The sequence below is a fragment of the Bacteroides stercoris ATCC 43183 genome (genome assembly GCF_025147325.1).
In the GTDB taxonomy this organism is placed as follows: domain Bacteria; phylum Bacteroidota; class Bacteroidia; order Bacteroidales; family Bacteroidaceae; genus Bacteroides; species Bacteroides stercoris.
In genome coordinates this window covers 1,278,157-1,292,880 of sequence record NZ_CP102262.1, presented here as the reverse complement: position 1 = coordinate 1,292,880, position 14,724 = coordinate 1,278,157, and the positions used below count along the sequence as shown (strand labels likewise).

Below are 14,724 nucleotides of genomic sequence, written 5' to 3'. Positions count from 1 at the left end.
TGCTGCCTAACGATTTCAAGTTAGCCGGCATCTCCTTTTTTTATTCTGATGCGATTGCCTTACTTCAACACAGCCCGATACATCGCTTCCTGTATTCTTTCCCGAATATCCGATTTCAGCAATTTCGCATTCCACACCTCCGGATAAATACGATTGCTGAGGAATACATACACCAAGCCGTTATCCGGGTCTACCCATGCACAAGTTCCGGTAAAGCCCGTATGTCCGTACACCGATGCCGGAGCGGAAAGGGCGCAGGGACTTTTCGCAGGATTCTGCACATCCGGCTTATCGAAGCCCAAACCACGGCGGCATCCCTTGGCAACCGTAGTGGTAAAGAGCCTGCACGTCTCCTTGCTTAAATAACGTTTTCCGTTCAACTCACCGCCATTCAGCAGCATCTGATAAATCTGCGCCACTTCCTCAGCCGTGGAGAACAATCCCGCATTGCCGGAAACACCGCCTTGAAAAGCGGCCGATTCATCGTGTGCAAATCCTTGCAAAACTGTTTTCCGCAGGAAAGGGTCAACGGACGAAGGCACAATTTCCTCTTTAGACAAGAACCGTAACGGAAGATACCCGGTACGCTTCAGCCCCATCGGAGTATAAAACTCTTGAGCAAGAAACTCATCCATAGGCATTCCTGCACGTGCCTCAACCACCTGCTGCAGCAGAATGAAGCCCACACAGCTATAACGATACCGTTTATCCCTCAAAGGCGCATCCGCTATCTTTTGGAGATACTCCTTTTTGAAAGACTTATTCAACCAAAGACTGTCACAGACCTGTAAAGTACATTCGGCTGTACGTACTTTCGACGTCAGCCCCGGACGGAAACGGAAATTCGGGTTAGCCCACGTCTGCCGCCCGATACGGGCAGGATGCAGTTTATCCGGCCGTGCCTTAAATAATGTACCCTCGTAACTATCCTCATCAATGGCATCCTGATAGAACAGCAAGGTGGAAGGCAATCCCGACTGGTGGAACAGCAGTTCCCTGACCGTTATATTGCGTTTATCCGTATCCTGCAGGTAGGGAAGATAATCAGACACACGGTCTGTCAGGCTTAAACGGCCTTTATCATAAAGCTTCATTACGGCCAATAAGGTAGCTGTCGTCTTCGTCAAAGATGCAACGTCATATACGGATGCCGGTGTCACCGGAACCGCTTCCTTATTTCCGGTTGTATATGTATAAGTACCGAAAGCCTTATTATACATCTCTTTCCCGTCCTTCAAAACCACTACCTGACATCCCGGATAGGCTCTTTCCCGTATGCCTTCCCGGGCAATCGTATCAATCCGTGCCAATAAGCGGGAATCCAGGCCATGCTCTTCGGGAATGAAATGAGACTTTGTCTGCGGACTTAAGGTTATCCCTTCTCCGGCGGCAAACAAACTGCCGATACTTGCCGAAAGCCGGCCGTCAGCCACGGCATCCGCATAAAGTATCCCGGCCACCTGCCGCTGTACGTCATCATTCGAAGAATGCGCCAATACCACCGCTTCGGCTGCCGATATGCCCTGACGTATCTGTGGCAGTTGCTTGTCGGGAATAAAGCACACATACACCACCGGAACGTCCGGAGCAAACTCCGCAAAGAAAGACTGATAAGCCGCCAGACGATGCTCGGTAACACATACCAGAATACGTTTATATCCGGACAGTTTATCTCTCAAAGCCTTACGTCCTGCCGCCGGTAAATCTTTTCCCAATTGGAACTCTACCGGATGCGTATATTCGGAAAGCTGCTTGATAAAAGGCCGCATCTCCGCTGCTTCCCCGACATTCAACACCGCAACATCTTTAATCGCCGGATCCAGTGGCAGCACTTTCGCCGCATTGCCCAGCACGGTAACAGCCGCCAGATTCAAACGACGAATCAAATCCCGCGTATAGGGCGTATTAATTCGGGTTCCCAATCCGGAAAGACGAATAAGAGGCTTCTTATTCAGCCCAAGTGCATATTTATAAGTCAATACCTTTCTGCATTTCTCCTCCACCGCCTGCTCCGTCAACTCACCGCGCTTTACGGCAGCCAGTATGGCATCCACTTCTTCTTTTATACGCCGGGGAACGAGCAGTAAGTCATGCCCCGCCTGCAATGCTTTCAAGCAGAGCGACTCATGTTTGGAAACTCCCTTCATAGCCAAAGCATCTGTGAAGACAAGTCCCCGGAACTGCAATTCGCGTGTCAGCAAGTCATAAACCACATTGCGGGAAAGGGAAGAAGGCAATCCGCGCTGCGCCTCAAAAGCAGGCACTTCCAAATGCCCCACCATAATGCCGCCTACCCCTGCCTGAACGGCTTTTCTAAAAGGATACAACTCCACACTGTCCAAACGCTCGCGCGTGAACGGTAAAACCGGAAGCGATTTATGCGAATCCACGTCCGTATCTCCATGCCCCGGAAAATGTTTGGATACCGAGAGTACTCCGCCGTCTTCCAGCCCCCTGGCATAGGCGATAACCTTATTGGCAACGTTCACCGGATTTTCACCGAAAGAGCGGGTGTTGATAACCGGATTTTTCGGATTGATGTTAACATCCGCCACCGGAGCAAAATTCACCTGTACGCCGAGTTCCCGGCACTGCCTTGCCATTTCCCTGCCATACTCATAGAGCAGGGTATCGTTCTGTATACATCCCAGTACCATATTCTTCGGAAAGACGGGTGTACCCCGCAGACGCATGGAAAGCCCCCACTCACCGTCGAACGTAATCAGCAGAGGAATATCCGCCATGCGTTGCGCTTCATTCGTCAGCATAGCCTGGTTTTGCATCAGTCCGCCGGAAAACAGCAAACCGCCGACTTTATAATCCTCGACAACCTTGCGCAGCAACTCCTTGTTGCCCTTGTCCTGATAGGGGGCGATTGTATAGATAAAAAGCTGTCCTATCCGCTCTTTCAGGCTGAGTGTGCCCAAAACCGAATCCACCCACTGCCTGCATCGCACATCATCCACTGCCGACCTCACCAGCAATGGCTCCACGGGGGAAACAACGGCAGGTGTCGCCGGACAACGTTTCGCATCCGAAGCAAAACGCCCGCAACATCCCATTATAACCAGTATAAACAGTAACAGCCTTTTCATCCGCTATTCCTTCGTCAGTGTCAAATCCAATTCTCCTACAAAAATGCCGCTTCTCCCGGTGTGCAATACCGGAATACTCTTCCCCTCCGCATTCAGGCAGAAAGCCGGTTTCTCCATAAAAGTATGGGAATGGCCGCCCAATATTACATCAATTCCCCTGGTTGCCGCCGCCAGCTTCTCATCGCAGACTTCATTTTTAAGACGGAAGCCGAGATGGGAAAGACAGATAACGACATCACACCCTTCCTTGGTCCGCAAAAGGTCGGTTACTTCCTGCGCCGCAACAATAGGATCGTTGTATACAATGCCTTCACACTTATCGGCCTGTACCAGCCCTTCCATCTTGGGACTCACCCCGAACACTCCGATTTTCATATCTCCGCGTTCCAGGACTACATAAGGTTTCACCAGTCCCTCAAGAACGGTTCCGGTGACATCGTAATTGGCACATACCACCGGGAAGTGGGCCATACGGAACAAACGCGCCATATTATCCAGCCCGAAGTCAAACTCATGATTACCGATAGTCATGGCATCATAGCCCATAAGGTTCATCATCCGGACTTCCACCTCGCCCCGGAAAAGATTGTAATAGGGAGTACCTTGCGAAATGTCGCCGCAGTCAAAGAGCAGGACATCCGGATTCTTGGTACGGAAATCTTTCAGAAAAGTAGCGCGGCGTACCACACCGCCCGCCCCTGCATACGGGTCGGCAGCGTGCAGGTCAATCGGTTCGATACGGCTGTGAGTGTCACTTGTGTGCAGAATGACCAATTGCTTGGTCTGCTGTGCCGATGCTGTCAGCAATGCACAGAACATCAGCAGGCAATATATAGATATACGTTTCATCGAATTCTCTTTTTTAGTTTTCTGTTCTTAATCTTCCACGGTGATTCGTCCTTCCATGCGCGAAGTAATCTTCTTGCCTGCTGCCGTCTGTTGCTCTACATAGTCCATAAACAGACCGCGCAAGGTCGCACCCGGCGGACAATCTCTCTTTTCGGCCTGAATCAGGGCGGTCATATCGCTATTGCCGTCGGCCAGATAATCGATAGTGGCAACCGTGTACAGTTTGTCGTCGACAACCGGCTTGCCGGCTACAGTAGCCCCCAGCAACTTTCCGCTTTTGGTAATCCGCAACTTCACGCCGCTGACTCCTTCGCCGCCACGTGCCGCAATGCTCTCAAACAGTTGCTTCAGATAAACACCTTTCAAAGTCACGACACAAAGTGAGTTCTCGAACGGCAGTATTTCGTAGATGTTGCCGCAAGTAATGGGGCCTTCCGTCAGCACGTTCCGCAATCCACCCATATTCACAAGCCCCATATCGGCAGGTTTTCCAAGCACCTGCGCAGCCGCTCCGCGCAGCACATCGGCCACCAGATTGGAAAGGAGGCTTTCGGGAGCTCCTTTATCCATAGACATCTCGGCAGTGCCCACTACCCGGTACATCATACTGTCTATCTTCGCCTTGTAGGGGGCAAGCAACGCCATGGCTTCCGCATCGGGAGCAACATCATAGGTAGAGTCTATCGGCTGCATGCGCCCTTCGGCTTTTGTCACTTCGTAGGCCGAATGGCAAGATGCAAACAAAAACATCACTGCCAACGCTGTTCCTGAGACGATTTTCAAATAACATTTCTTCATATTCATCCATTTTTAAATTGCTACAAATATACTTTTCTTTTGCTGTAATCCCAAAGAGGAACGGCATTTCTTTCCATCCGGCAAAAAAGAAAAAGAGTACATCTCTTTGTCAATCAAAAGAAAAACTCTACCTTTGCACCGCTTTCGCGCAATCGCTGTCAGGACACCGAGTGAGAAGCCTGGTATGTTGCGTTGTAACGATCAAACAATTTAATAATAAGAACAATGGATTTAATTAAAATTGCAGAAGAAGCATTTGCTACCGGCAAACAACACCCGAGCTTCAAGGCAGGTGACACTGTTACAGTAGCATATCGTATCGTCGAAGGTAACAAAGAACGTGTACAGTTGTACCGTGGCGTTGTTATCAAGATTGCCGGACATGGAGAGAAGAAGCGTTTTACTGTACGTAAGATGTCTGGTACTGTAGGTGTAGAACGTATTTTCCCGATTGAATCACCGGCTATCGACAGCATCGAAGTGAACAAAGTGGGTAAAGTTCGTCGCGCTAAATTGTACTACCTGCGTGCTCTTACCGGTAAGAAAGCAAGAATTAAAGAAAAAAGAGTTAACGGTTAATCCCAAACTCCTATTTCTAAATAAAAAAGGGAAGCCGATTGATTCGGTTTCCCTTTTTTAATGTCTCAAATACCTCATCCCACGGAATGGAATTATTCGTCTTACGGAACGGACAAATGTCCCTTCGCCCGCTATCCCATATGAATAAAAAATGCGAAAAGCAAAAGGAGTACAAACAAACCTGCATTTTCTACAAGCATTTTCTTTTTTCGTGGGATTAACAAAGATTTTTCATTATAGTGAAAAAAAGTTTGATACGGTTGAAAACTTTATTTAGTGTATATCCCAAAAAAATACCGCCCAGCCGTGAAATCATATTCCGGCAGGGTGGCTATATTTTCAATCAAAGACTGAGCTTATTTAATATCTCTCAACTCCCAGCCCAACGCACTGGCTCCCAGCACAGCAGCATCAGAGTCTTTCAGTTCGGACATCATCAATTTGGCCTTGCCCTTGTAAATCATCAGGATATTGTCATCAATAGCTTTCTGGATAGGCTTGAAGATGTAATCTCCGGACTTAGCCAACCCACCGAACAGAATAATTGCTTCGGGACTGGAGAAAGCAATGAAGTCTGCAATAGCCTCTCCCAGAATAGTACCGGTAAAGTCAAAAATATCCTGTGCCAGCTTGTCACCTTGAACGGCTGCATCGTACACATCCTTAGAGGTGATGTTTTCGGCCGGAATGGAACGCAACAAACTCGGTTCGGTACGTGCAGTAAGGAACTCACGTGCAGTACGCGCCACACCGGTAGCCGAACAGTAAGTTTCCAGACAGCCGTGGCGACCGCATCCGCAGAGACGACCGTTTTCGCGACGTATGATAGTGTGTCCCAACTCTCCGGCAAAACCGTCGTGTCCGTATACCATTTGTCCGTTGATAACGATACCGCTGCCTACACCCGTACCCAGCGTTATCATGATGAAATCTTTCATACCGCGTGCAGCACCGTAGGTCATTTCACCGATAGCGGCGGCATTGGCGTCATTGGTCAGTGCCGTAGGGATGCCCAAACGTTCTTCAAACATGGCTGCCAAAGGAATTACTCCTTTCCACGGAAGATTCGGGGCAAACTCGATTGTACCGCTATAATAGTTGCCGTTAGGAGCACCGATACCGATACCTTTTATTTTATCAACACCGCCATTCGCGATAATCAGCGGAAGAAGATTCTTGCATACTTCGTCTACGTAATTGTCTGCCTCATCATAAGCTCCCGTCTTGATGGAACCACTTGCAAGAATAGTGCCACGTGCATCTACGATACCAAAGACGGTGTTCGTTCCGCCTATGTCAATCCCCACTACATAGGGTTTTTCCATGTTTGAATTCATGATATTTACTTTTTTGTTTAAAGGGTTAGTTATAACATTAATGGTTACAAATTACACAAAGAAAAACGACACTGCAAAATCTTTTTTTAAAAAACTTCACGTCAATTGCAACTTTTCGTCACATTGCTGCGTCTAATAGTTAAAATCAATAAGAACAAAGCTATAAACAGGAAAAACGTGATACAACTGAAAGACATCAACAAGACCTATAATAACGGAGCACCGCTACACGTACTCAAAGGCATCGACCTTGATATCCGAAAAGGAGAGTTCGTCTCTATTATGGGAGCGTCAGGCTCCGGAAAATCCACGCTCCTCAACATCTTAGGCATTCTGGACAACTACGATACAGGAGAATATTACCTGAACGGTACGCTTATCAAGAACCTGAGCGAAAACAAAGCCGCCGAATACCGCAACCGTATGATTGGCTTTATCTTCCAGTCATTCAATCTGATTTCCTTCAAGGATGCGGTAGAGAATGTGGCTCTTCCTCTCTTCTATCAAGGAGTAAGCCGCCGGAAGCGTAACGCTATGGCGTTGGAATATCTGGAACGCCTGGGGCTGAAAGAGTGGGCTCACCACATGCCCAACGAAATGTCCGGCGGACAGAAGCAGCGTGTAGCCATTGCCCGTGCATTGATTACCCGCCCCCAGATTATCCTTGCCGACGAACCGACCGGTGCTCTCGACAGCAAGACTTCCGTAGAGGTCATGCAAATTCTGAAAGACTTGCATGAAACGGGCATGACCATCGTGGTCGTAACCCACGAGAGCGGCGTTGCCAATCAGACAGACAAGATTATCCACATTAAAGACGGTGTGATAGGAAGCATTGAAGAGAACCTGAATCACGACGCATCGCCATTCGGCAAGGACGGTTTCATGAAATAACGGACACTGCCGCGTCATTACATTAATCTCCTATCGCTTTATAACATCACTTACAGTAATCATGATAGACCTTTGGCAAGAAATATACGGTACAATCAAGCGTAACAAGTTGCGCACGTTCCTCACCGGTTTTGCAGTGGCGTGGGGCATCTTTATGCTTATCGTACTGCTGGGAGCAGGCAACGGCATCATCCATGCTTTCGAACAAAACGCATCCGAACGCGCATTGAACTCCATCCGCCTGGGCGGTGGCTGGACCACCCAATCGTACGAAGGCTTGAAAGAAGGACGGCGTATCCAACTGGAAAACAAAGACCTCGCCGCAACCGAAAAATACTTTCCCGACAATATCATCACTGCCGGCGCCACCCTGCGGCAGGGAGATGTAAACATCAGCTTCGGACAAGAATACATCAATATCTCGCTGATGGGCGTACACCCGAACTACGTAGAGTCCGAAGCCATCAAGACCGCAAGCGGACGCTTTATCAACCGGAACGATGTGAAAGAACGGCGGAAAGTTATCATTCTTCATAAAAAGTCGGCAGAAATTCTTTTCGGAAAGTCACGTACGGAACCTGTCGGCCGGTTTGTCAATGCAGGCGGTGTAGCCTACCGGGTAGTCGGATTGTACGAAGACCAGGGAGACCAAAGCAGCCTGGCCTTTATCCCCTTCTCCACCATGCAAACCATCTATAACAAAGGCGATAAACTCAACAACATCATCTTCACCACCAAAAACCTGACGAGCGAAGCGGCCAACGAAACCTTTGAGAAAGAGTACCGTAAAGTCATTGCCGCCAACCACCGTTTCAACCCGGAAGATGAAGGCGCAATATGGATATGGAACCGCTTTACACAATACATACAGACACAGAACGTAGCCGGCTTGTTGCGTACCGCCATTTGGGTGATAGGTATTTTTACCCTGCTGAGCGGCATCGTAGGCGTATCGAACATCATGCTGATTACCGTCAAGGAACGCACACGCGAGTTCGGCATACGCAAAGCGCTGGGTGCAAAGCCTTTTTCCATCCTTCGGCTGATTATTGTGGAAAGCGTTACGATTACCACTTTTTTCGGCTACATCGGCATGGTGGCAGGCATCGGAGTAACGGAATGGATGAATTCCGCCTTCGGCACACAAACAGCGGATGCGGGTATGTTTCAAGCCAGGATGTTCTCGGACCCCACAGTGGATATCGGCATTGCCATACAGGCTACATTGACTCTGATTGTCGCAGGTACGCTTGCCGGATTCTTCCCGGCTAAAAAGGCGGTAAGCATCAGTCCCATCGAAGCACTTAGAGCAGATTAAACGATTATGAGAATAGACATGGATACATGCGAGGAAATCCTCGTTACGATAACAAGAAACAAGACACGCAGTCTACTGACGGCGTTCGGTGTATTCTGGGGCATCTTCATGCTTGTGGCACTTATTGGCGGCGGACAAGGCATGCAGGAACAAATGAAAGCGCAATTTGAAGGTTTCGCTACAAACTCCGGATTTATTGCAGCGCAAAAGACAAGCGAGGCCTACAAAGGATTTCGTAAAGGACGCTGGTGGGATCTGGAAATGGAAGATGTGGAACGGGTACGCAGCATCGACGGAATAAAAACGGCCACTCCTTCATTTGCCTTATGGGGACAGACAGCCGTTTACGGAGAAAACAAATACGAATGCAGCGTCAAAGGTCTATACCCCGAATATGAGCAGATAGAACATCAGGAAATGACGTACGGCCGCTTTATCAATGACGTGGATATACGTGAGGCGCGCAAGGTATGCGTCATTGGCAAACGCGTGTACGAAAGCCTCTTCAAGCCGGGCGAGGACCCTTGCGGAAAATATATCAGGGTAAACGGCATTTATTACCGTGTTATCGGCATGTGCTCTTCCGAGGGCAATGTGAACATACAGGGACAGGCTTCGGAAGCGGTTACCCTACCCTTCACAACGATGCAGCAGACATATAATCTGGGACAAAGAATAGATGTAGTCTGTTTTATCATGAAACCGGGAGTGAAGGTTAAGGACGTAGAACCGGAAATAGAACATCGCATCAAAGCCGCCCATTACATCTCGCCGGACGACAAACAGGCAATCATGTTCCTCAATGCAGAAGCCATGTTTTCCATGATGGACACACTGATGACAGGTACCCGCATCCTTATCTGGATGGTGGGCTTGGGAACCTTGTTTGCCGGAGCTATCGGCGTATCCAATATCATGATGGTAACGGTAAAGGAACGCACTACGGAAATAGGCATACGGCGTGCCATCGGTGCCCGTCCCAAAGATATTCTGCAACAAATCCTTTCGGAAAGTATGGTACTGACTACCGTAGCCGGCATGGCAGGTATCTCTTTTGCCGTACTTATACTGCAAATACTGGAAAGCGCAGCGAATGATCCCGGAGTCATCAAGACCCATTATCAAGTCTCCTTCGGACTGGCTATCGGCACTTGCGCCCTTCTCATTGCATTAGGGATGCTGGCAGGACTGGCACCTGCTTACCGCGCAATGGCCATCAAACCTATCGAAGCGATAAGGGATGAGTAAAAAACGGCAAGGTAACAGACTGATAAAACGATAGAAAAATAAAACAATAATACAATAAAGATGAAAACAAAGAAGTATCTGAAAATCGCATCACTGGCGGTAGTAGCTGCCATATTTATCTGGACATTCGTGTTTTTGTACCGGAAATCCCAGCCCACTGTAAAGGTATATGAGACCATCGTTCCGGAAACAGCCGATTTGGAAAAGACAACCGTAGCCACCGGAAAAGTGGAGCCCAGAGATGAAGTGCTTATCAAGCCGCAAATATCCGGTATCATTTCCGAAGTATATAAAGAAGCCGGACAAAGCGTCAAGCAAGGCGAAGTGATTGCCAAAGTAAAGGTTATCCCCGAACTGGGCACGCTGAACTCTGCCGAAAGCCGCGTCCGTCTGGCAGAAATCAATGCCAAACAAGCCGAAACGGACTTTGCCCGTGTCGAGAAGTTGTTTAATGACAAACTCATCAGCAACGAAGAATACGAAAAGGGGGAAGTGAACGTAAAACAGGCACGGGAGGAATTGCAAACAGCCAAAGACAATCTGGAAATCGTAAAGGAAGGTATCACCAAGAACAGCGCTTCATTCAGCAGCACATTGATTCGTTCCACCATTACCGGACTGATTCTGGACGTACCTATCAAAGTCGGCAACTCCGTTATCATGAGCAATACGTTCAACGACGGAACAACAATCGCCACGGTTGCCAATATGAATGACCTCATCTTCCGGGGCAACCTGGATGAGACCGAGGTAGGCCGCGTACACGAAGGCATGCCGGTAAAGCTGACTATCGGTGCATTGCAAAACCTCTCGTTCAACGCCGTACTGGAATACATATCTCCGAAAGGCGTAGAAGAAAACGGAGCCAACCAATTCGAAATCAAAGCGGCCATCCAGGCGCCGGACAGCGTACAAATCCGTTCCGGCTATTCCGCCAATGCGGAAATTGTGCTGGAACGTGCCCTCAAGACGCTCGCCCTGCCGGAAAGTACGGTTGAGTTCAGTGGAGACAGCACCTTTGTATATGTACTGACCGACAGTGTACCTCAACAGAAGTTCAAACGCCAACAGATAGAAGTAGGCATGAGCGACGGTATCAAAATTGCCGTCAAAAGCGGCCTGACTGCCAAAGACAAAGTGCGTGGCGCCGAGAAAAAAGATAAATAACCGTTATACTTAGAAGAAGCAAAAACGCCATGAAGAAAAAGATACTTATATATATGGCCGTTCTGGCTTGCATACAAGTTCAGGCGCAAGACCGCTGGTCGCTACGGCAATGTATAGACTACGCCATCGAGCATAATATCGACATCCGCCGGACAGCCAATGCAGCCGAACAAAGCAGTGTTGAAGTGAATACCGCCAAATGGGCACGACTGCCGAACCTTAATGCCAGTGCCGGACAAAACTGGAACTGGGGACGCACGCAGACCGCTATCAAGGACGAGAGTACCGGTGATTACTCCACCGTATATGTCAACACAGGCAGTCACGGTACAAATATGTCCGTTTCCACCAGTATTCCACTGTTTACCGGACTCGAGATACCCAACCAGTATGCTTTGGCCAAATTAAACCTAAAAGCCGCTCTTGCCGACTTGGAGAAAGCCAAAGAAGATATCTCCATCAATATAGCCTCAGCCTACTTACAGGTACTGTTCAACGAAGAACTGCACCGGGTTTCTTTAGGACAAGTAGAGCTGAGCAAAGAACAATGCAACCGCATAGAGCGGCTGGCAGAAGTAGGGAAAGCCTCTCCGGCAGAAGTTGCCGAAGCCAAAGCACGTGTAGCGCAGGATGAGATGAATGCGGTACAGACGGGCAATAACTATCAACTGGCATTGCTCGACCTCAGCCAGCTTATCGAACTGGAAACACCGGAAGGTTTCCTCTTGGAAAATCCTGCCGCAACAATAGAACTTATCCCATTGGCTTCTCCGGACGAAATATATCAGTTAGCATTAGGTTGCAAGGCCTCAATACAAGCTGCACAGTATCGTCTGGAAGGAAGTAAACACAGTATCCGAATCGCCCAAAGCGGTTACTATCCGCAACTGACTCTCAGCGGGAGTCTCGGTACGAATTATTATTCGACAATCAATCGCACTTTCAGCCGGCAAATGAGTGATAATTTCAACAAATACATCGGTTTTAATCTGAGTGTTCCCATCTTTAACAGACTGGCTACACGCAACCGGGTACGTACAGCCCGCCTGCAACGTGAAAACTACTCCTTGCAACTGGATAATGCCAAGAAGGACCTCTACAAAGAAATTCAGCAGGCATGGTACAATGCGGCAGCATCCGAAAGCAAGTACACAAGCAGCAGCGCGGCAGCCTCGGCAAGCGAAGCATCGTTTAAGCTGATGAGCGAGAAATACGAAAACGGGAAAGCGAACACCGTAGAATACAATGAGGCCAAGCAGAACCTGATGAAAGCACAATCCGATGAACTACAAGCCAAATACGAGTACCTGTTCCGTACCAAGATACTGGACTTTTATAAAGGAGAGCCTATCGAATAAATATAATTTTAGTTGTTGTGTGTTTGTAAGGAGATGAACACTTTTTATTTATTTTCTTTTCAGGCACGGACTACACGGAAAACACAGATTTTCTTTACTTCTTTTTCCGTGAATTCCGTGCCTGAAAGAAATCATCAGGTATATTGAAGTATCCCCCGTTTATCAGTTATAAATACACATGGATAAGCGTTTAATTTCGTCTTGACGCTTCTTTACTTCTTTCTGACGAACGGGAAGAAGAACGTGTTGTACGCGTAGAGGATGAAGAAGAGTTGCTGCGTCGTCTTACGCTTTCGTTTTCCTTCTGAATACTCTGCCCGCGTTTAGGAGCATTTACTTCCTTCTTAGTATCGGAACGGCGTACCGGACTGTTGGTAGCAGGACGGCGATTGGACTGTTCCACGTTATTAGGGCGCGTACCGGAATTGGGACGGATATGAACCGAACCGAAATCCGAACGCCGGCTTGTATGGTACGATTTATTATCACGGATACGGAAAGAGCCGTTATAGGTAGGATAGTTATGTCTGCCCCGGTAATAGCTTACATTATGATAATGAACACGGTTATGTCCGCCACAGTAAGTACGATAATGATAAGGACGCGGATAGTAGAAATGATTCGGATTGGTATAAGTAACATAAATCCGGAAAGACCAATGCCCGCCACTCACATAAATCGGACGGAAGAAGTAGGCAGCCTGCATGAAACGGGAATACTGTCTGCGGCTCAATACCCAACGTAAATCGTCATTGCGTATATCCAGATAATCGTAATACCGATTCAACGCCCATTCTTCACCCCTCAGCACATCATCCATCAGATAACGTACACCTGAAATAAAGTCATAATTAATTTCATATACATCATTATACTGAGCCGTATTCAGATTCAGTTCATAAGCCATCTTATCCGTAAGAAAGCGTGTTTCTTTACGCACTTTACTATTGCTCATGGCCGCATGGCAGACAGCAGTACTCATTATCACGGCAAACAACATAAATAATATTCGTTTCATGGCAGCGTTCTTTACAAGTTTATATTCCATCATTTTAGTAAAAACAAAAATAGGGGAATATTTTCCCCCATCCTTCTGTTTCTCTCTAATATGTTATAGGGAAAACCCTATTGCAGGTAGGGATTAGAGTTTTTTTGCCAGTTCAATCCCATTTTCCTGCAGCGATACCAGATGTTTTTTGTATAAATCGCCAACTGCTTTTTTAAAGGTTTTCTTGCTGACACCGAATGTATCGTAAATCTCTTCGGCAGGGCTCTTGTCATGCAAAGTGATGTGTCCGCCCTGCTCACGGATATAATCCAATAAGGTAGCAGCAAAGTCTTCCACCTTGCCCTGCCCCGGTTTCTGAAGTATCAGGTCAATCTTTCCATCCTCGCGAACCTGCTTTACATAAGCCTTCAATGTCATGCCTGTATGCAGAGGTTGAAATATCTCGCTTTCATACAGCAAACCGCTATATCGGTTCTCAATAATAGCCTTAAAACCTAAATCAGTCTTCTGCCAGATAAGTATGCTGACTTCCTGACCGGGTTCATAAGGCGCTTTTTCTTTCGAAAGATAACGGTCCACTTTGGCAGAGGCTACAATCCGGTAACTCTCATCATCCAGATGAGCATGGATTACATATTGCTTCCCAACCTGCATCTTCATTTTCTGTTCACGGAAAGGAACAAACAAATCTTTCATCAACCCCCAGTTGAGGAAAGCGCCGTATTGATTTATCCATGCCACTTCCAAACAGGCAAACTCACCGACCTGTACTAATGGTGTCAGTGTGGTAGCTACCAACCGTTCCTCGTTATCCAGGTAGATAAACACAGTCAGTTCATCTCCCGGCTTGCAGTTTTCGGGCACATAACGCGACGGAAGCAGAATTTCTCCTTCTTCACCACCATCCAGATACATGCCGAAATCAACCTCTTTCACCACCCTCAAGGTATTGAACTTTCCTAACTCTATACTCATACAAATTATATTTCGTAATATTTATAACAAGAACGATACGCAATAGAACACAGCCTATTCCGGCATCCTGCGCAAAGATAGCGAAAGGTGAGCGCAA

At 47.7% G+C, this 14,724-nt stretch carries 12 protein-coding genes; 6 read left to right on the top strand and 6 right to left on the bottom strand.

Going from position 1 to position 14,724, the window contains the following annotated elements:
• Positions 1-59: 59 nt before the first annotated feature.
• Genes NQ565_RS05330 through NQ565_RS05320 form a run of 3 tightly spaced genes read right to left on the bottom strand, consistent with a single transcriptional unit; the run spans position 60 to position 4,742 of the window.
• The gene (locus NQ565_RS05330) at positions 60-3,095 is read right to left on the bottom strand and encodes a glycoside hydrolase family 3 N-terminal domain-containing protein (RefSeq protein WP_005652411.1); all 3,036 of its coding nucleotides are present in this window, start codon (positions 3,093-3,095) and stop codon (positions 60-62) included.
• Between the two features lie 3 nt (positions 3,096-3,098).
• Positions 3,099-3,944 (bottom strand): bifunctional metallophosphatase/5'-nucleotidase, encoded by an 846-nt coding sequence (locus tag NQ565_RS05325; RefSeq protein WP_016661196.1) that lies wholly within the window; start codon positions 3,942-3,944, stop codon positions 3,099-3,101.
• A gap of 27 nt (positions 3,945-3,971) precedes the next feature.
• Entirely contained in the window at positions 3,972-4,742 is a 771-nt protein-coding gene (locus NQ565_RS05320; protein WP_040315519.1) for a 5'-nucleotidase C-terminal domain-containing protein, read from the bottom strand.
• 225 nt (positions 4,743-4,967) lie between these two features.
• Between NQ565_RS05320 and rplS the strand changes: the two genes are divergently transcribed.
• Positions 4,968-5,321 (top strand): 50S ribosomal protein L19, encoded by a 354-nt coding sequence (rplS, locus tag NQ565_RS05315; RefSeq protein ID WP_005652416.1) that lies wholly within the window; start codon positions 4,968-4,970, stop codon positions 5,319-5,321.
• Positions 5,322-5,677: 356 nt separating this feature from the next.
• Here rplS and NQ565_RS05310 read toward each other — a convergent pair whose 3' ends face one another.
• Complete coding sequence (locus tag NQ565_RS05310) at positions 5,678-6,658, bottom strand: ROK family protein (protein WP_005652421.1); 981 nt, start codon at positions 6,656-6,658, stop codon at positions 5,678-5,680.
• A 177-nt stretch (positions 6,659-6,835) separates the two neighbouring features.
• Between NQ565_RS05310 and NQ565_RS05305 the strand changes: the two genes are divergently transcribed.
• The 5 genes from NQ565_RS05305 (at position 6,836) to NQ565_RS05285 (ending at position 12,643) form a co-directional block, all read left to right on the top strand.
• Complete coding sequence (locus NQ565_RS05305) at positions 6,836-7,552, top strand: ABC transporter ATP-binding protein (protein WP_034535873.1); 717 nt, start codon at positions 6,836-6,838, stop codon at positions 7,550-7,552.
• 61 nt (positions 7,553-7,613) lie between these two features.
• Positions 7,614-8,870, top strand: coding sequence for an ABC transporter permease (locus NQ565_RS05300; protein ID WP_005652425.1), 1,257 nt, complete (start codon positions 7,614-7,616; stop codon positions 8,868-8,870).
• Between the two features lie 6 nt (positions 8,871-8,876).
• Positions 8,877-10,118 carry an ABC transporter permease gene (locus NQ565_RS05295; RefSeq protein ID WP_005652427.1) on the top strand — a complete coding sequence of 414 codons (1,242 nt, stop codon included), beginning with the start codon at positions 8,877-8,879 and terminating at the stop codon, positions 10,116-10,118.
• A gap of 60 nt (positions 10,119-10,178) precedes the next feature.
• Positions 10,179-11,285, top strand: coding sequence for an efflux RND transporter periplasmic adaptor subunit (locus tag NQ565_RS05290; RefSeq protein ID WP_005652429.1), 1,107 nt, complete (start codon positions 10,179-10,181; stop codon positions 11,283-11,285).
• A 29-nt stretch (positions 11,286-11,314) separates the two neighbouring features.
• Positions 11,315-12,643 (top strand): TolC family protein, encoded by a 1,329-nt coding sequence (locus NQ565_RS05285; RefSeq protein WP_005652431.1) that lies wholly within the window; start codon positions 11,315-11,317, stop codon positions 12,641-12,643.
• A gap of 190 nt (positions 12,644-12,833) precedes the next feature.
• On the opposite strand, the gene NQ565_RS05280 is transcribed toward NQ565_RS05285, so the two are convergent.
• Together NQ565_RS05280 and NQ565_RS05275 are read right to left on the bottom strand one after the other, a co-directional pair.
• The gene (locus NQ565_RS05280; protein ID WP_016661193.1) at positions 12,834-13,661 is read right to left on the bottom strand and encodes a hypothetical protein; all 828 of its coding nucleotides are present in this window, start codon (positions 13,659-13,661) and stop codon (positions 12,834-12,836) included.
• Between the two features lie 123 nt (positions 13,662-13,784).
• Positions 13,785-14,627: a CvfB family protein gene (locus tag NQ565_RS05275; RefSeq protein WP_005652436.1), complete on the bottom strand. Its 843-nt coding sequence runs from the start codon at positions 14,625-14,627 to the stop codon at positions 13,785-13,787.
• Positions 14,628-14,724 lie beyond the last annotated feature (97 nt).